We start from the raw sequence: 15,581 nt of genomic DNA, 5'->3' as shown, positions 1-15,581 counted from the left end.
CCTCAACGCTGAGGCTTAAGGTGGAACACATGATTGACGAAAAACTGGCGACCCCGCGCAGCTACGAAGTGCGCACCTACGGGTGCCAGATGAACGTGCACGATTCAGAACGACTGAGCGGCTCGCTCGAAGCCGCTGGCTACGTGCGAGCGACTGAAGGCCAAGCGGACGTCGTTGTCATCAACACGTGTGCCGTTCGCGAGAATGCCGACAACAAGCTGTACGGCAACCTCGGCATGTTGGCGAGCGTTAAGAAAGAGCACGACGGCATGCAAATTGCTGTCGGCGGCTGTCTTGCTCAAAAGGATCAGGGCGTCATCCTCGAGAAAGCTCCGTGGGTTGATGTCGTCTTCGGCACCCACAACATGGGCTCACTGCCCACACTGCTCGAACGGGCCCGCCACAACGAAGAAGCCCAACTCGAGATCCTCGAATCGCTCGACGTCTTTCCCTCGACTTTGCCCACCCGACGTGAATCAACCCACAGCGCGTGGGTGTCGATCTCTGTCGGCTGCAACAACACCTGCACATTCTGCATCGTTCCCACGCTCCGCGGCAAAGAGAAAGACCGTCGCCCAGGCGAGATTCTCGCCGAAGTGCAAGCGGTGGTCGATGACGGCGCTACCGAAATCACGCTCCTCGGCCAAAACGTGAACTCCTACGGTGTCGAGTTTGGCGACCGCCAAGCGTTCAGCAAACTGCTGCGCGCCACGGGCTCCATCGAAGGCCTTGAACGCGTCAGGTTCACCAGCCCGCACCCCGCAGCATTCACCGACGATGTTATCGACGCGATGGCGGAAACTCCGAATGTGATGCCGCAGCTTCACATGCCGCTCCAATCAGGCTCCGACCGCATCCTCAAAGCGATGCGCCGCAGTTACCGGTCGACCAAGTTCCTCGGCATCCTTGAGCGAGTGCGGGCGCAAATGTCTCACGCCGCGATCACGACCGACATCATTGTGGGATTCCCCGGTGAGACCGAGGAAGACTTCCAAGACACCCTGCGTGTGGTTGAAGAATCACGTTTCGCCTCGGCGTACACCTTCCAATACTCCATTCGTCCCGGAACTCCCGCGGCCACCATGGAAGACCAGATTCCTAAAGAGGTCGTGCAAGAGCGCTTTGAGCGCCTCGCTGCCCTTCAGGACAGGATCTCTCGCGAAGAAAATGACAAGCAGATCGGCCGCACCGTCGAGGTGATGGCGACCGCGATGGAAGGCCGCAAGCAGTCAGAAACTGCGCGACTCTCTGGCCGCGCTGAAGACTCTCGACTCGTGCACTTCAACATTCCGGAGGGCAGCGCTACGCCGCGCCCCGGTGACGTCGTGACACTCACGATCACCGAAGCTGCGGCGTTCCACCTCGTTGCCGATACCGAACCCGGGGGAGTGCTCAACATTCGTCGTACTCGTGCGGGAGATGCCTGGGACCGTGCCGAGGCAGCGTCGTGTGGAGTCCCCACAAGCACAGGCGCAGGCGCGGCAGACGCGAGTCCGCGTGTATCGCTCGGTCTGCCCACGATCCGTGTCGCCACGACACCGATCTATGACCCCAGCGATTCCCTTCGCTAAGCAAGAAATGGCACAACCACCGCATGCCGAGCGCGAGCAGTCTCAACTGACCACGTCGGGGGAATTTTCTGCCCGCTCTGACCACCCCGGCTCCGCGCTCGACCCGACACTTGACAGCGACAGCGACAGCGCCGTGGCGTTCCCGCTCGTCGTGGTCGTCGGCGCGACGGGTACAGGCAAGTCTGAACTCTCCTTGAACGTCGCGGACGGTCTTGCGCGTCAGGGCATCTCATCCGAGATCATCAACGCCGACGCCATGCAGCTGTATCGGGGCATGGATATCGGCACAGCGAAGCTGCCTCTCGACGAGCGCCGAGGCATCCCACACCACCTGCTCGATGTGCTTGACCCCACCGACGATGCCAGCGTTGCTCAGTACCAAACGGATGCGCGGCGAATCATCGGGCAAATCCAGAGCGCCGGGCGCGTGCCGATCATGGTTGGCGGCTCGGGACTCTACGTTTCGAGCGTGATCCACGACTTCCAATTTCCCGCCCGAGACCCGGAGGTTCGGGCGCGTCTTGAAGCCGAACTCGATGAGCTGGGTGTTGGGCTACTTTTCCAGCGCCTTCAACAGCGTGATGCTGCGGCCGCGCACTCGATCGGCGCGAGCAACGGGCGACGCATCGTGCGTGCGCTCGAGGTGATTGAGATCACGGGTGAGCCTTTCGGGGCGGGGCTTCCCGAAGAAAAGAAGTTATGGAATCCCGCGCATATTTTTGGTGTCGCCGCGCCACGAGATGAACTTGTTCCGAGGCTCAACGCCCGGGTGCAGCAGATGTGGGATTCCGGGTTGCTCGATGAAGTTCGTGAGCTTCGACCGCGCGGGCTGGGCGTCACCGCCGCTCGCGCTATCGGGTATGCCCAGGCGATCGAGCAGCTGGATGGCATGCTCACTGAGGCGGACGCGATCGAGCAGACGGCCGCCCTCACGCGCCGCTATGCACGTCGTCAGGTGGGCTGGTTCAAGCGCTACGACCACTGTCATTGGCTGCAGTATGACGATCCCGAGCGGGCAGAGCGCGCTCTGTCGATCGTGATGGGGGAGAATGGAACGCATGGCAACGCTTAACTTCACTAAAGGTCAGGGAACTGGCAACGACTTCGTGCTGTTTTCTGATCCGGACGGTGAGATTGATCTCACCCCGAAGCAGGTTGCGGCCATTTGCGATCGTCACTTTGGTGTGGGCGCCGATGGAATCATCCGCGCCGTCCGGTCCCGCAATCTCGACGCGGGCGCTGCGGCTCTTGCCGAAGATGCCGACGCCGAGTGGTTCATGGACTACCGCAACGCCGACGGCAGCATCTCCGAGATGTGTGGCAACGGCATCCGTGTCTACGCGGAGTACCTCGCTAATGAGGGTTTTGTTGATTTCGAGCCCGGTGACACTTTGCCGATCGGTACGCGCAGCGGGGTGCGCGATGTTCAGCGCAACATGGCCGGCTATCAGGTCGATATGGGCCGTTGGGCTCTTGACGGCGGAGAACCGCTTGTGCGGGCCAAGGAGCTTGATGTTGCCCGTCCGGGGCTCGGTATTAACGTGGGTAACCCGCATGTGGTTGTAGCTCTCGCTGAAGAATCCGAGCTTGATGGGGCTGACCTCAACTACACTCCCGTGATTGATCCTGTGCCCGAAAACGGCGCGAATGTTGAATTCGTGGTGCCGGCCGAGCCGCTCGTCAAAGACGGTGTTGGTTCGATCCGGATGCGCGTGCATGAGCGTGGCAGTGGCGAAACGTTGTCGTGTGGCACGGGTGCGGTCGCCGCGGCTCTCGCTATTCGTCATTACGCCGGAGCGAGCGCTCCCCACCAGTGGCGGGTCACCGTTCCCGGCGGAACCGTTGTTGTTCGCATGTTCCCGACCGAGGATGGCGAACACGTGTCGCTGAGCGGTCCGGCCGAGCTCGTTTACACCGGCAGCCTCGAACTCGCTTAGCGAGCCCCTGAAGGCCGCTCACGGCCCTTTGCTGCCGCCTAGGCGTCAGCGTCGTCGAGCGTGGCAGCATGGTGTCGCGCCCGCAGTAGCCGGTAGCCCTTGTTCGTTGCGGCGCGAGTGAAACTGAAGTCGTCGGGGAAGGTTGCTTCCATCCACCGGTGGAGGGAATCCGATCCGAGGTTCTTTTGTACTACCAGCCAGGCGTCGGCGTCTTCTTCGAGACGGGGTAGCCAGGTCTGGAGAATGTTGTGCAGTTCGTTCTTGCCGACGCGGATGGGCGGGTTCGACCAAATAGACATAAACGTTATGTCTTCGGGAACATCCGCGGGCAAAACCGCGTTAATGTTGGGTATGGACAATTTTTCGGCGTTTGCGCGTACAAGATCCAGTGCGCGCTCGTTGACGTCCACCGCCCACACCGTTGCATGAGGTGACTCGAGGGCAAGGGTGAGCGCCATCGGTCCCCAGCCGCAACCGAGGTCAAGCAGGTTTCCTCCCGGGGGAGGAGCGGGCACGTTCGCCAGTAGAACCTTGGTTCCAGCGTCGATCCGTTCCGGACTGAAGATCCCATTTGACGTGACAAGTTCGCGTTCGAGACCAGCAATGGTCGCGTGAATCGTCCGCAATTTGAGATCACTCTCGGGTGATGACGAGAAGTAATGCTCGTTAGCCATGCACAGAACTTACCGAAAACTAGAGAAGTAGGGTTAACCCAATGACGCGAAACACGACAGAAACCAGTATCGAGGCCTCCAACGGCGACGACGCCGAGCGTTCCGTCGACCGTGTTCTGGCCGCAGAAAGCTCCGACCATGCCGCAGTGACGCGCTTCGGTTCCGAAGGGGCAGGCAAATCTGGCGCTCAGGCGCTGCAATCGGATGCCCACTATGAGTCCGATCGCGATGGTGACCAGTTCGATCGCGAGGATCGCCACGCCCTGAAGCGGGTGGCAGGTCTATCGACCGAACTTGATGACGTCACCGAGGTCGAATACCGCCAGCTGCGCATCGAGAACGTAGTACTCATCGGTATTTACGGGCAGGGAAACCTGCGCGAGGCCGAGAACTCGCTTCGCGAGCTTTCTGCGCTAGCCGAGACTGCGGGCGCCGTCGTGCTCGACGGCCTCCTGCAGCGCCGTAGCCACCCCGACCCGAGCACGTACCTGGGCAAGGGCAAGGCGCGTGAGCTGAAGGACGTGGTGGCCGCGACCGGCGCCGATACCGTGATCGCCGATACCGAGCTTGCTCCCAGCCAGCGGCGCGCTCTTGAAGACGTTGTGGGTGTCAAGGTCATCGACCGCACTGCGGTAATTCTTGACATCTTCAGCCAGCACGCGACGAGCCGCGAGGGCAAGGCCCAGGTGGAGCTCGCTCAAATGGAGTACTTGCTTCCCCGTCTGCGTGGTTGGGGTGAATCGATGTCCCGCCAGGCTGGTGGCCAGGTCGGTGGTGCGGGTGCCGGCATGGGTAGCCGTGGCCCCGGTGAGACCAAGATTGAGCTCGATCGTCGCCGTATCCACACGCGGATGGCACGCCTGCGCAAGCAAATCAAGGGCTTTGCGCCGGCGCGTGAAGCGAAGCGGGCAAACCGTGATCGCTTTGAGGTTCCGAGTGTGGCAATCGCGGGCTATACGAACGCGGGCAAGTCGAGCCTGTTGAACCGGCTGACGCGCGCGGGTGTGCTCGTCGAGAATGCGCTGTTCGCGACTCTCGACGCCACCGTACGCAAGTCGGCAACTGCCGATGGTCGGCTGTACACGTTGAGTGACACGGTTGGTTTCGTGCGCAACTTGCCGCATCAGCTGGTGGAAGCTTTCCGTTCGACGCTCGAAGAGATCGGTCAGTCCGATGTCATCGTGCACGTTGTCGACGCGTCGCATCCTGATCCTGGCGCTCAGCTCGCCACGGTGCGCGATGTTATTGGCGAACTCGGTGCGCGTGACATTCCCGAGATCGTTGTTTTCAACAAGAGCGATCTTGCGGATGACGATCAGCGTCTGCTGATTCGTGGCCTGGAGCCGACGGGCATCTTTGTCTCGGCGCGCTCCGGTGAGGGCATCGACGAACTCAATGCGCGCATCGCGGAACTTCTGCCTTCTCCCGAGATCGAGGTGACTCTGCTCGTGCCGTATGACCGTGGCGAGGTCATTTCGCGTCTCCACGTGCAGGGTCGAGTGATCTCGACCGATTACCGCGAAGAGGGCACGCTGGTTACCGCGTTGGTTCACCCGGCGCGAGTTCCAGAGATCGAAGAGTTCGTTTCGAAGCGGGCCTAGGCGGGAGCGAGAATCGTTCTCGCCTGCAGCGTGCCGAGCGCGCAGCCGTAGTTCTGGGTTGCGCGCTTAGCTGAGGCCGCGACCAGTGACACGTCTCGTCATGGCGGCTACAAGGCGGCGGCTGGCGAGCCTGGTCATGATGGTGGTGGCACGGTTCATCCCGCCGTCGATAACGCTGGGCGGCGGGTTGCGCCGGTCTACCGTGGCAAGCGCCAGCGCAACGACGCCGACGGAGGTGCGGAAGTTTCCGACCTGAGCGCCGGCGCCAGCGACGTCAAAGAACTCGGTACGGGTAGCGCCGGGCGAAAGGGCGAGAACTGTGAGCCCGGTGCCTTGCGCCTCAGACCAGAGAGCCTCAGTGAAGCTCAGGACGAACGCTTTGGTTGCTCCGTAGACGGCCATGAACGGCACGGGCTGGTAACCAGCGGTGCTAGCGACGTTGATAAGCACTCCCGCGTCGTGGCTGCGCAACTGAGGATAGAACTGACGGGTCAGAGCTACAAGGGCGCCAACGTTGAGTGCGATTTCCTGATCAATTCGCGCGGGTTCCTCATCCTCAAACCTGTTCCGGGTCGCAAACCCCGCGTTGTTCACGAGGCTGTGAACCGGGATGCCGCGCTCGGTGAGTTCTGCGGCAAGAGTGGATGCCGCATCCGGGGTCGACAGGTCGCGTTCGATCGGGGTGACGTTCACGCCGTGGCTCGCACGCAGTTCGGTTGCTAGTTGTTCTAGTCGATCGATGCGACGCGCAACGAGTACGAGGTCGGCGCCACGGGCGGCGAGCTGTCTGGCGAATTCTTCGCCAAGCCCCGAGCTTGCTCCGGTGACGAGGACAGTGGTTCCGGTGTAGGAGATCGCCATGGCGGCCCTTTCTAGGTGTACAGGTGTTCAGTAATGTATGTTTACACGTGTACAGTCCCGATGTCCAGCGGAGAAATTGTGAGAGACAGGCAACGCAACGCTCGCGGGAGTGGAGACCAGCTGCGAGATCAGCTTGTCGCGGCCGCGAGCGAAATGCTTCTCACCCCGCAGTCCATCGCCCCGCCTTCGCTGCGCGCTGTTGCACGCGCGTGCTCAGTCTCGCCCGCTGCGGTCTATCTTCACTTTGAATCTCAACACGCCCTCATCGACGCCGTCATCCAGACGCAGATGCAAGCGCTCGGTCATGCCATTGGTGCTGCTGTAGAGGGCACGTCGTCGCCGATCGCTCGGGCTTATGCCTTCGGGGTCGCCTACGCGACGTGGGGGATCGAGCATCCCGGTGCCTACCAACTGTTATTCGAAAGCGCCGACCGTCTTGGCAACTCAGCGCACGAGGCAGACTGGGGTCTGCTCGAAAGCGCCGCCATCCTTCTTGTGGATGTGACCGGCACCGATCTCACGACTGCGAACGTCATAGCGTTTCGCCTCTGGGCGTCGTTGCATGGCATCGTCTCGCTTCGCCTGCATAAAGTCGAAGCGCCGTGGCCGACTTCGCTCGAAGGCGAAGTGCGTGCGGTCATCGACAGTCTGGTCGGCAACGTCGGCGCCACCTCATAGGGCAGGCCTCACGCGGAAGGCGCTTACTTGATGGCGCGAAGTACGGTGACGACCTTGCCAAGCACTTGGGCGTAGTCGCCGAGGATCGGCTCGAAGTTTGAGTTACGCGGCAGTAGCCACGTGTGGCCGTCTCGTTGACGAAAGACCTTCACGGTTGCTTCTTCGTCAAGCATCGCGGCGACAATATCGCCGTTCTCGGCAGTTTGCTGTTGACGCACGACCACCCAGTCGCCATCGCAGATAGCGGCATCGATCATGGAATCTCCCACGACCTTCAGCATGAAAAGTTCGCCCTTGCCCACGAGCTGACGGGGGAGCGGGAACACTTCTTCAACGTGCTGCTCGGCGGTGATGGGGATTCCGGCGGCGATGCGACCGACAAGCGGGACCATTGCTGCGTCGCCCATTGACGGGCTGATCGTGCTGGATTCGTCGACGGCGTTGGGAACGTCGATAAGAACTTCGATGGCGCGGGGACGATTGGGGTCGCGGCGCACGTAGCCACTGAGCTCGAGCTGGTTGAGCTGGTGGGTAACGCTCGACAGTGAGGAGAGACCGACGGCATCGCCGATCTCGCGCATGCTCGGCGGGTACCCCTGGGTAGCGACTGCTCGCTGAATCATCTCGAGGATCGCCTGCTGCTTAGCGCTCAGGCTGGTGCGCCGCCGTGTTCCGCGCTCGGAAACGTCGTCACGGGGTGCTGTTGCGTCAGTCACGGAGTCCTCTGTTTCTGCCACCGACGATTCCAATGTCAGTGGCTCATTCGAAACTGTATCCGCAGAAGGGGCCAAAAACAAACATTTGTTCGAGTGTCGAGAGTAAATGTCAGTGGCTTCTTCGAATATGTACTTGATATTCGAACTATTCGAATGTATGTTCGGAACACAACTTCGCATCCGGTTCTCCCGGCCGAGAGCCGGATGCGATACCACCCCCACGAGGAGCGAATGATGTCTACTGCTGTGATTGCACCTAACGCGGCTGTCCGTGCGCGGCAGTCCGCACCGCGTCTTCGCCTCACCACGCGTGGTCGCGTCGTCCTTATGACTCTCGCGGCCACGCCGTTGGTTATCGCGGCCCTTCTCATCTCGCTCAACAGCGGCGGCGCTGCTGCGACTCTCGAGTCCAACGAGAACGCCTTCGTCTATGTCGATGTCGCGGCGGGCCAGTCCCTGTGGAACATCGCCGAGCAGCACGCCCCGGGTCACGACCCGCGCGAGGTTGTTGCCCAGTTGATCGAAGTGAACCAGATGTCGTCAGCAGACATCTTCGCGGGTCAAGAGCTCGCGATCCCCGCTAGCTTCTCCAACTAGCCTTCCCAACTCCGCCGTCATCACCACGGCATCCGGCCACAGCCTGTTCCTCTACCATTGGTGAAGTGACTTCGCTATCAGATCTCCCCATTCGTGATGACCTCCGGGGTCTCACTCCCTACGGTGCACCAACCGATCCGGTTCGCATCCAGCTGAACGTCAACGAGAACACGCATCCGATTCCGGAGGCGGTTGCCACTGACATTGTCATGGCTCTCGCCGGCGCTGTTATGAATGCCAACCGCTACCCCGACCGCGAATTCACTGAACTCCGCGAATCACTTGCGGCCTACCTCGGTCACGGCCTTACTGCCGACAATATGTGGGCGGCCAATGGTTCCAACGAAGTACTTCAGCAGACGCTGCAGGCGTTCGGCGGGCCAGGTCGCCGCGTGCTTGGCTTCCCGCCCACCTATTCGATGCACTCCATCATTGCTTCGGGCACCGGCACGGAATGGGTCACGGCACCGCGCGATCCCGCCTATGACATCACGCCAGAGAGCGTCGTCGCTGCAATCGCTGAGCACACGCCCGATGTTGTTTTTCTCTGTTCTCCCAACAACCCCACCGGCACCCCCGTCAGCAACGACACGATCGTGGCCGCCTACGACGCGACTGATGGCATCGTGCTCGTCGACGAAGCGTATGCCGAGTTCTCTGATCGCGAATCGGCTCTGTCGCTCCTTGAGGGCCGCCCGCGACTTCTCGTGTCCCGCACGATGAGTAAGGCATTCGCCTTCGCCGGCGCGCGAGTCGGTTACCTCGCCGCTGACCCCGCGATTGCGGATGCCCTGCGTTTGGTGCGACTTCCGTACCACCTGTCGGCGCTCACGCAGGCGGCAGCCGTAGCAGCGCTGGCCCACGCGCCGGAAATGCTCGCCATGGTCGACGAGATCAAGGCGCAGCGTGATCGCATGAGCGCTGGACTCGAAGCATTGGGATTCACCCCCGTACCCAGCGAGTCCAATTTCGTATTGTTCGGCAACGTCGCTGACCCTCAGGAGCTGTTCCACAAGCTCCTCATTCAGGACATCCTGATCCGCGACGTCGGCATTCCGCATCACTTGCGAGTCACCGCCGGCACCGAAGAGGAAACCACTGCATTCTTGGATGCGATGGCCGACCTCCAGACGCTCGGTAGAGTTGAACAATGACCTCACAGCGCACCGCGACGATTACGCGTGAAACCAGCGAGTCGAGCATCGAGCTTTCGATCAATCTCGACGGCACTGGCACCTCATCCATTGACACGAGCGTGCCCTTTTACGACCACATGCTTACGGCGTTCTCGAAGCACTCGCTGATCGACCTCACCGTCAAAGCCACTGGTGACACCCACATTGACGTGCACCACACGGTTGAAGACATCGGCATTGCGCTCGGTATGGCTATCAAGCAAGCACTTGGCACCAAGGCTGGCATTTCGCGCTACGGCGACGCTCTCGTCCCGCTCGATGAAGCACTCGTGCGCGCCGTTGTCGATGTCTCCGGTCGTCCCTACCTTGTTCACGCGGGAGAGCCTGCGGGTTTTGAGATGCACCTCATCGGTGGTCACTTCACGGGCTCTATGGTGCGTCACGTGTTTGAGGCAATCAGCTACAACGCGGGTATCACCGTGCACGTAACAGTTCTGGGCGGGCGCGACCCGCACCACATTGCTGAGGCAGAGTTCAAGGCCTTCGCTCGCGCTATGCGTGCAGCGGTGGAGCCGGATGCGCGGGTAACGGGCATTCCGTCGACGAAGGGTGCGCTCTAGAGTGGTTGCTCCTTCGGTTGTCATCCTTGATTACGGTTCCGGCAACATTCATTCGGCGGCGAAGGCTCTCGAGGCTGCTGGCGCGAACGTGCGTCTGAGTGCGGATCGCTCTGTCGCTGAAGCCGCCGACGGGCTCCTCGTGCCGGGCGTTGGCGCTTTCGCAGCGGTGATGTCGGCGCTCGAGTCCGTGCGCGGTGGCGCGATCATCGAGAAGCGCCTCACGGGCAGTCGGCCGGTTATGGGCATCTGTGTCGGGATGCAGGTGCTCTTCGCTTCGGGCGACGAACACGGAATTCAGACCGATGGCCTTAATGAGTGGCCGGGTGTTGTAGAAAAGTTACCCGCTCCGGTTTTGCCTCACATGGGGTGGAATACCGTCGAAACTCCCGAAGATACGACGCTGTTCGATTCGGTGCGGGATGAGCGTTTCTATTTCGTGCACTCCTATGCCGCACAGCAGTGGACGCTTGACGTTCAACCGCCTTTTCCGCAGCCAAAGCTCACCTGGGCAGACCACGGCGGGCGCTTCTTGGCCGCGGTCGAAAACGGACCTTTGACTGCCACTCAATTTCACCCGGAGAAGTCGGGCGAAGCTGGAATCCGACTGCTAGGCAACTGGTTGAAGACCCTCTGATTTTGCGCGTGTTCTGCGTGCACTAGTATCGGATGCTTGTGCGCGGCGTTCCGCGGTCAGGTCTTTAGAGAGCGTATCTATGAGCGAGTTCAACAAAACCCCCGGTCTTACCCTGCTTCCGGCAGTGGATGTAGCCGACGGCAAGGCCGTGCGCCTCACACAGGGCGAGGCAGGCACTGAGAAGAGCTACGGCGACCCGTGCGCTGCGGCTCACGATTGGGTCGATCAGGGTGCCGAATGGATCCACCTTGTGGATCTCGACGCTGCCTTCGGTCGTGGCAACAACCACGCGATGATCAAGAAGGTCATCAAGTCGACGCCCAAGCGCGTCAATATCGAACTTTCGGGCGGCATCCGCGACGACGAGTCGCTGGAAGCAGCTCTTGCCACTGGCGCAAAGCGCATCAATCTGGGCACCGCAGCGTTGGAGAACCCCGAGTGGGCTGCTCACGTCATCGCCGAGTACGGAGAGGCAATTGCTGTCGGCCTCGACGTTCGTGGCACGACGTTGGCTGCTCGTGGTTGGACTCAAGAGGGTGGCGACATCTGGACGGTCCTCGACCGCCTGGAATCTGCCGGATGCTGCCGCTACGTGGTCACTGACGTCACGAAAGACGGCACGCTGCAGGGCCCCAACATTGAATTGCTTCGTCAGGTAATGGAGCGCACGCATCGCCCGGTCATCGCCTCAGGGGGAGTCTCCAGCTTGGACGACCTCATCGAGTTGCGCGAGCTTGTTCCTCAGGGCCTCGAGGGCGCCATCGTCGGCAAGGCTCTCTATGCCAAGGCATTCACGCTCGCTGAAGCGCTCGACGTCTCGTCGCACTAAGCGGATCGTCTCGCGGTAACTCACACCGGTACTGACCTAGGCACTGACACGGGGGCTGACATGGGCGCTGAAACGAACTCAACGGATTCTGCAGGTGTCCCGTGGGAGGGCCGTTCGTTCGAGCCCAATTCGTCACCGGATGATGACGGCAGTGCGCCCGAGGCTTTGATGGCGACCATCACGCGCTTTCATGCCGGCGATGCCACCGAGGCAGAGGTCGTAGATCAGGTTCGTGTGTCTCGACTGTTGATCCCCTTGCTTACCAAAGCGGGGGAGACCGGCACCACTCCCGAGGGTCTCACGGTCGACAAGACCCAAGAGCTTTCCATCGTCACCGTTACTGGTCCGGATGGTCGCGCCGTCTTGCCCGTCTTCAGCTCCGTTGATGCCATGAAGGCGTGGAACCCGGATGCTCGGCCGGTGCCGGCGGCAGGCACTCGTGTTGCGCTGGCGGCCGCGAGTGAAAACACTGACCTCGTGATCATCGATCCGCTGAGCGACAGCGAGTTCATCCTTCGGCGCCCGGCAGTATGGGCGATCGCCCAGTCTGTTGCGTGGACGCCGAGCTTCTTGCGTGCCGATGTGCGTGATGAGTTCGCGGCATCCGCACAGGGTGAAGAGTTCGTCGTTGATATCCAGCTTCTTGCCGGTGACCCCGGCGCTCGGCTGCACGGCCCAGAGCTGGTCGTTCAGATTGCGATGCGTGAGGGGCTCGACCGCGAAACGCTAGATGCAGTCATGGATAGGATGCGCGAACGCTGGAGTGCTTCTGAACTCATCGCCCAGTCGGTCGATTCGCTCGCAGTCCAGGTCGTTCGCGCACCAGCCGCTGACTTGCCCACTAGCTGACGGTAACTAGCGGGCGCCGGCTTAGTTGACGGGGCCGGTGTATTTTTCGCCTGGTCCCTTGCCGGGGGCGTCGGGGAACCGTGATTCTTCGCGGAACGCGAGCTGAACCGAGCGGAGTCCGTCGCGCAGGGGCCGAGCGTGGTGGTCGCCGATTTCGGGAGCCGCGGCAGTGACAAGGCCGGCGAGAGCGGTAATCAGTTTGCGGGCTTCGTCGAGGTCCTTTTCGGACTCCGCATCCGGTCCATCAGAGAGGCCGAGTTTCACGGCGGCAGCGCTGAGCATGTGCACGGCGACGGTGTTTATTACCTCGACTGCGGGCACTTCTGAGATGTCGCGTGCTTCATTTGTTTCGTCGTGGGTGGGCTCGCTCATGATGTCCTTCGCTTATTGGGGTTCGCTCTGCTATTCTTATGCAGGCCCGGGGCTCGCCCCGGATACGAAAGTGGAGATTCTCCCACCTGTCAACCGCATATAAGGTTACCGGGTAGTTACACCCCGCACAGTTCGCTGGCGGTGCAGTACGCATAATTCGTGTTCGAATCTGCGCATTGTTCCGGATGTCGACTGGGCAGCTTTAAAGGGTGATGCAGCATTCGCTGCGTGACGATCCTCTTTCGTGCCACGGCATCCGCCGAACTGCGTTGACTAGACGACTACCGTTTAGCCGCGCACCACGAAATGTTAGGAGAACACGCATCAGCGATCCCCGTACCAACGACCGAATCCGAGTCCCTGAGGTCCGTCTTGTCGGACCCGGCGGCGAACAAGTCGGTGTCGTCTCCATTGACGTCGCCCTCAAACTCGCCCAAGAGGCAGATCTTGATTTGGTCGAGGTTGCTCCCAGCTCTAAGCCTCCCGTTGCCAAGATCATGGATTACGGCAAGTTCAAGTACGAAGAGGCGCAGAAGGCGAAAGAAGCTCGTCGTAATCAGACGAACACGATTCTCAAAGAGGTTCGTTTCCGTCTCAAGATCGACACGCACGACTACGAAACTAAGCGCAAGCGCGCCGAGGGATTCCTCGCAGGCGGCGACAAGGTCAAAGCAATGATCTTGTTCCGTGGCCGTGAGCAGTCTCGCCCCGATCAGGGTGTGCGTTTGCTCCAGAAGTTTGCCGAAGATGTGTCGGAGTTCGGTTCAATCGAATCGACACCGACTATCGACGGTCGCAACATGGTCATGATTATTGGCCCACACAAGACCAAGGCAACGGCGAAGGCTGAAGCCGAGGCCCGCAAGGTAGCTAACAAGAAGCCTCGTGAGGCAGAAGTTCCAGAGAAAGAGGAGAAAGATGCCTAAGCAGAAGACGCACTCAGGCACCAAGAAGCGTTTCAAGGTCACCGGTAGCGGCAAGGTCATGAAGCAGCAGGCGGGTATGCGACACAACCTCGAGGTTAAGAGCAGCAAGCGTAAGCGCGCACTCAACCAGGATCAGGTCATTGCGCCGCAGGACGCCAAGACAATCAAGAAGCTTCTCGGTAAGTAAAGGGTTTAGGAATACATCATGGCAAGAGTTAAAAGGGCGGTAAACGCTCACAAGAAGCGTCGGGTAATCCTCGAACGCGCAAAGGGTTACCGCGGCCAGCGTTCGCGTCTGTACCGCAAGGCAAAAGAGCAAGTCACGCACTCGCTCGTATACGCATACCGCGACCGTCGCGCCCGCAAGGGTGAATTCCGTCGCCTGTGGATCCAGCGCATCAATGCTGCATCGCGTGCCAACGGCCTCACCTACAACCGTCTCATCCAGGGTCTGAACCTTGCTGGTGTGCAGGTTGACCGTCGTATCCTCGCTGACCTCGCTGTCACCGAGCCCGCCACGTTCGCGTCGCTGGTTGCAACCGCTAAGGCTGCACTTCCTGCTGACACGTCGGCACCCCGTTCGGCTGCGTAACTAGCCGCACAACTATTCGTGCAATCGGCACGCTGTAGCGACCAATTTGGTCCCTACAGCGTGCCGATTCTCGTATGTGCGGGGCGCGAGCTTAGGGTTAGGAGCGTGATTGATAACCCGCGCTCGCCACGTGTACGAGCAGTGGCCAAACTTGCAAAGAAGAGCGCCCGGTCAGAGACCGGGCTTTTTCTCTTGGAAGGCCCCCAATCCGTAGCTGAAGCTCTCGAGTTTCGCCCGGATCTTTTGGTCGAGCTCTACGCCACTCCTACCGCTCTCGAACGCCACAGCGATCTCGCTCGTGCCGCTGAAGCAGCGGAGATCGAGATCGAGTTTGTTTCTGAGCAGGTGCTGGAGACAATGGCTGACACCGTCACCCCTCAAGGCATTCTTGCCGTCTGCCGACAGTTCCCGACGTCGATGAAGGATCTTCTGTCTGGCGGGCCTAAGTTGATCGCCATTCTTGAAGAGGTTCGTGACCCTGGCAACGCCGGCACGATCATCCGAGCCGCGGATGCCGCTGGTGCCGACGGCGTGATCCTTACCGGTCGCAGTGTTGATCTCTACAACCCCAAGGTTGTTCGCGCGACGACGGGGTCACTGTTCCACCTTCCCGTTGCCGTGGGCGCTGAGCTCGAAACTGTGCTCGAACGCGTTAAGGGCGAGGGCTTGCGCGTACTTGCCGCCGACATCAAGGGTGGCGATCTGCTGGCTGCCCGCAACGAGGGCGTTCTTAATGAGCCTTCGGCGTGGTTGTTTGGCAACGAGGCTCGTGGCCTGACCGACGAGCACTACGCCTTGGCCGACTGGGTGATATCGGTGCCGATTTATGGCCACGCTGAGTCAATGAACCTGGCGACTGCAGCATCCGTTTGTCTCTATGAGAGTGCTTTCGCGCAACGCAGCAACTGATCGACACGATTGCTCGTGATTTAGTGTCACGACCGTGTTACATCTAGGCGCGTCGATTGACCCTCGTCGCGGGCATGTG

At 60.7% G+C, this 15,581-nt stretch carries 19 protein-coding genes; 15 read left to right on the top strand and 4 right to left on the bottom strand.

The features are described 5' to 3' along the window. Nucleotides 1–29 precede the first annotated feature (29 nt). The 3 genes from miaB to dapF are packed head-to-tail and all read left to right on the top strand — an operon-like array spanning nt 30 to nt 3,508. Nucleotides 30–1,571 carry a tRNA (N6-isopentenyl adenosine(37)-C2)-methylthiotransferase MiaB gene (gene miaB / locus I6E81_RS13170; RefSeq protein WP_197108701.1) on the top strand — a complete coding sequence of 514 codons (1,542 nt, stop codon included), beginning with the start codon at nt 30–32 and terminating at the stop codon, nt 1,569–1,571. A 7-nt stretch (nt 1,572–1,578) separates the two neighbouring features. Beyond that, nucleotides 1,579–2,643 carry a tRNA (adenosine(37)-N6)-dimethylallyltransferase MiaA gene (miaA, locus tag I6E81_RS13165; protein ID WP_197108699.1) on the top strand — a complete coding sequence of 355 codons (1,065 nt, stop codon included), beginning with the start codon at nt 1,579–1,581 and terminating at the stop codon, nt 2,641–2,643. Next, nucleotides 2,630–3,508, top strand: coding sequence for a diaminopimelate epimerase (gene dapF / locus I6E81_RS13160; RefSeq protein ID WP_197108697.1), 879 nt, complete (start codon nt 2,630–2,632; stop codon nt 3,506–3,508). Before miaA ends, dapF begins: the two co-directional genes overlap by 14 nt. 38 nt (nt 3,509–3,546) lie before the next feature. Here the strand turns inward: dapF and I6E81_RS13155 are convergent, their stop codons facing one another. Next, nucleotides 3,547–4,182, bottom strand: a complete 636-nt coding sequence (locus I6E81_RS13155; protein ID WP_197108695.1) for a class I SAM-dependent methyltransferase — start codon at nt 4,180–4,182, stop codon at nt 3,547–3,549. Nucleotides 4,183–4,223: 41 nt separating this feature from the next. Between I6E81_RS13155 and hflX the strand changes: the two genes are divergently transcribed. Beyond that, nucleotides 4,224–5,783 carry a GTPase HflX gene (gene hflX, locus I6E81_RS13150; RefSeq protein WP_197108693.1) on the top strand — a complete coding sequence of 520 codons (1,560 nt, stop codon included), beginning with the start codon at nt 4,224–4,226 and terminating at the stop codon, nt 5,781–5,783. 66 nt (nt 5,784–5,849) lie between these two features. Here hflX and I6E81_RS13145 read toward each other — a convergent pair whose 3' ends face one another. Continuing rightward, nucleotides 5,850–6,644 carry an SDR family oxidoreductase gene (locus tag I6E81_RS13145; protein WP_197108684.1) on the bottom strand — a complete coding sequence of 265 codons (795 nt, stop codon included), beginning with the start codon at nt 6,642–6,644 and terminating at the stop codon, nt 5,850–5,852. A gap of 78 nt (nt 6,645–6,722) precedes the next feature. Here I6E81_RS13145 and I6E81_RS13140 point away from each other — a divergent pair, with 78 nt between their 5' ends. Next, on the top strand, nt 6,723–7,322 hold the full coding sequence (locus I6E81_RS13140; RefSeq protein WP_197108682.1) for a TetR/AcrR family transcriptional regulator: 600 nt from the start codon (nt 6,723–6,725) through the stop codon (nt 7,320–7,322). Nucleotides 7,323–7,345: 23 nt separating this feature from the next. Here I6E81_RS13140 and lexA read toward each other — a convergent pair whose 3' ends face one another. Next, nucleotides 7,346–8,038 (bottom strand): transcriptional repressor LexA, encoded by a 693-nt coding sequence (gene lexA / locus I6E81_RS13135; protein WP_197108680.1) that lies wholly within the window; start codon nt 8,036–8,038, stop codon nt 7,346–7,348. Nucleotides 8,039–8,272: 234 nt separating this feature from the next. Here lexA and I6E81_RS13130 point away from each other — a divergent pair, with 234 nt between their 5' ends. The 6 genes from I6E81_RS13130 to I6E81_RS13105 all read left to right on the top strand — a co-directional run bounded on the left by I6E81_RS13130 (nt 8,273) and on the right by I6E81_RS13105 (nt 12,703). Continuing rightward, nucleotides 8,273–8,635, top strand: a complete 363-nt coding sequence (locus I6E81_RS13130; protein ID WP_197108678.1) for a LysM peptidoglycan-binding domain-containing protein — start codon at nt 8,273–8,275, stop codon at nt 8,633–8,635. A gap of 65 nt (nt 8,636–8,700) precedes the next feature. Continuing rightward, entirely contained in the window at nt 8,701–9,789 is a 1,089-nt protein-coding gene (locus I6E81_RS13125) for a histidinol-phosphate transaminase (protein WP_197108668.1), read from the top strand. Continuing rightward, entirely contained in the window at nt 9,786–10,391 is a 606-nt protein-coding gene (gene hisB / locus I6E81_RS13120) for an imidazoleglycerol-phosphate dehydratase HisB (protein ID WP_197108666.1), read from the top strand. Before I6E81_RS13125 ends, hisB begins: the two co-directional genes overlap by 4 nt. Nucleotide 10,392: 1 nt before the next feature. Next, the gene (gene hisH, locus I6E81_RS13115) at nt 10,393–11,025 is read left to right on the top strand and encodes an imidazole glycerol phosphate synthase subunit HisH (RefSeq protein ID WP_197108664.1); all 633 of its coding nucleotides are present in this window, start codon (nt 10,393–10,395) and stop codon (nt 11,023–11,025) included. A gap of 79 nt (nt 11,026–11,104) precedes the next feature. Continuing rightward, nucleotides 11,105–11,854 carry a bifunctional 1-(5-phosphoribosyl)-5-((5-phosphoribosylamino)methylideneamino)imidazole-4-carboxamide isomerase/phosphoribosylanthranilate isomerase PriA gene (priA, locus tag I6E81_RS13110; RefSeq protein WP_197108662.1) on the top strand — a complete coding sequence of 250 codons (750 nt, stop codon included), beginning with the start codon at nt 11,105–11,107 and terminating at the stop codon, nt 11,852–11,854. 60 nt (nt 11,855–11,914) lie between these two features. Further along, the gene (locus I6E81_RS13105) at nt 11,915–12,703 is read left to right on the top strand and encodes an SseB family protein (RefSeq protein WP_197108660.1); all 789 of its coding nucleotides are present in this window, start codon (nt 11,915–11,917) and stop codon (nt 12,701–12,703) included. Between the two features lie 21 nt (nt 12,704–12,724). Here the strand turns inward: I6E81_RS13105 and I6E81_RS13100 are convergent, their stop codons facing one another. Next, nucleotides 12,725–13,075 carry a DUF1844 domain-containing protein gene (locus I6E81_RS13100; RefSeq protein WP_197108658.1) on the bottom strand — a complete coding sequence of 117 codons (351 nt, stop codon included), beginning with the start codon at nt 13,073–13,075 and terminating at the stop codon, nt 12,725–12,727. A gap of 323 nt (nt 13,076–13,398) precedes the next feature. Here I6E81_RS13100 and infC point away from each other — a divergent pair, with 323 nt between their 5' ends. From infC to I6E81_RS13080, 4 genes are all read left to right on the top strand, one after another. Next, nucleotides 13,399–14,001: a translation initiation factor IF-3 gene (infC, locus tag I6E81_RS13095; RefSeq protein ID WP_307784019.1), complete on the top strand. Its 603-nt coding sequence runs from the start codon at nt 13,399–13,401 to the stop codon at nt 13,999–14,001. Further along, nucleotides 13,994–14,188: a 50S ribosomal protein L35 gene (rpmI, locus tag I6E81_RS13090; protein ID WP_197108656.1), complete on the top strand. Its 195-nt coding sequence runs from the start codon at nt 13,994–13,996 to the stop codon at nt 14,186–14,188. The genes infC and rpmI overlap by 8 nt, the downstream gene beginning before the upstream one ends. Nucleotides 14,189–14,206: 18 nt before the next feature. After that, the gene (rplT, locus tag I6E81_RS13085; protein ID WP_009771944.1) at nt 14,207–14,593 is read left to right on the top strand and encodes a 50S ribosomal protein L20; all 387 of its coding nucleotides are present in this window, start codon (nt 14,207–14,209) and stop codon (nt 14,591–14,593) included. Between the two features lie 105 nt (nt 14,594–14,698). Continuing rightward, nucleotides 14,699–15,502: an RNA methyltransferase gene (locus I6E81_RS13080; RefSeq protein WP_197108655.1), complete on the top strand. Its 804-nt coding sequence runs from the start codon at nt 14,699–14,701 to the stop codon at nt 15,500–15,502. Nucleotides 15,503–15,581 lie beyond the last annotated feature (79 nt).

It is taken from the genome of Salinibacterium sp. NG22, from assembly GCF_015864925.1.
Classification (GTDB): Bacteria; Actinomycetota; Actinomycetes; order Actinomycetales; family Microbacteriaceae; genus Rhodoglobus.
This window is presented reverse-complemented; position numbering and strand designations above follow the sequence as displayed.

Excerpts from the sequence above, each read along its gene's own strand:
- hflX (WP_197108693.1), top strand. The coding sequence starts at position 4,224 with ATGACGCGAAACACGACAGAAACCAGTATCGAGGCCTCCAACGGCGAC.
- dapF (WP_197108697.1), top strand. The coding sequence starts at position 2,630 with ATGGCAACGCTTAACTTCACTAAAGGTCAGGGAACTGGCAACGACTTC.
- miaB (WP_197108701.1), top strand. The coding sequence starts at position 30 with ATGATTGACGAAAAACTGGCGACCCCGCGCAGCTACGAAGTGCGCACC.
- I6E81_RS13155 (WP_197108695.1), bottom strand. The coding sequence starts at position 4,182 with ATGGCTAACGAGCATTACTTCTCGTCATCACCCGAGAGTGATCTCAAA.
- priA (WP_197108662.1), top strand. The coding sequence starts at position 11,105 with ATGAGCGAGTTCAACAAAACCCCCGGTCTTACCCTGCTTCCGGCAGTG.
- rplT (WP_009771944.1), top strand. The coding sequence starts at position 14,207 with ATGGCAAGAGTTAAAAGGGCGGTAAACGCTCACAAGAAGCGTCGGGTA.
- I6E81_RS13100 (WP_197108658.1), bottom strand. The coding sequence starts at position 13,075 with ATGAGCGAGCCCACCCACGACGAAACAAATGAAGCACGCGACATCTCA.
- miaA (WP_197108699.1), top strand. The coding sequence starts at position 1,579 with ATGGCACAACCACCGCATGCCGAGCGCGAGCAGTCTCAACTGACCACG.
- rpmI (WP_197108656.1), top strand. The coding sequence starts at position 13,994 with ATGCCTAAGCAGAAGACGCACTCAGGCACCAAGAAGCGTTTCAAGGTC.
- hisB (WP_197108666.1), top strand. The coding sequence starts at position 9,786 with ATGACCTCACAGCGCACCGCGACGATTACGCGTGAAACCAGCGAGTCG.
- I6E81_RS13130 (WP_197108678.1), top strand. The coding sequence starts at position 8,273 with ATGTCTACTGCTGTGATTGCACCTAACGCGGCTGTCCGTGCGCGGCAG.
- I6E81_RS13105 (WP_197108660.1), top strand. The coding sequence starts at position 11,915 with ATGGGCGCTGAAACGAACTCAACGGATTCTGCAGGTGTCCCGTGGGAG.
- I6E81_RS13145 (WP_197108684.1), bottom strand. The coding sequence starts at position 6,644 with ATGGCGATCTCCTACACCGGAACCACTGTCCTCGTCACCGGAGCAAGC.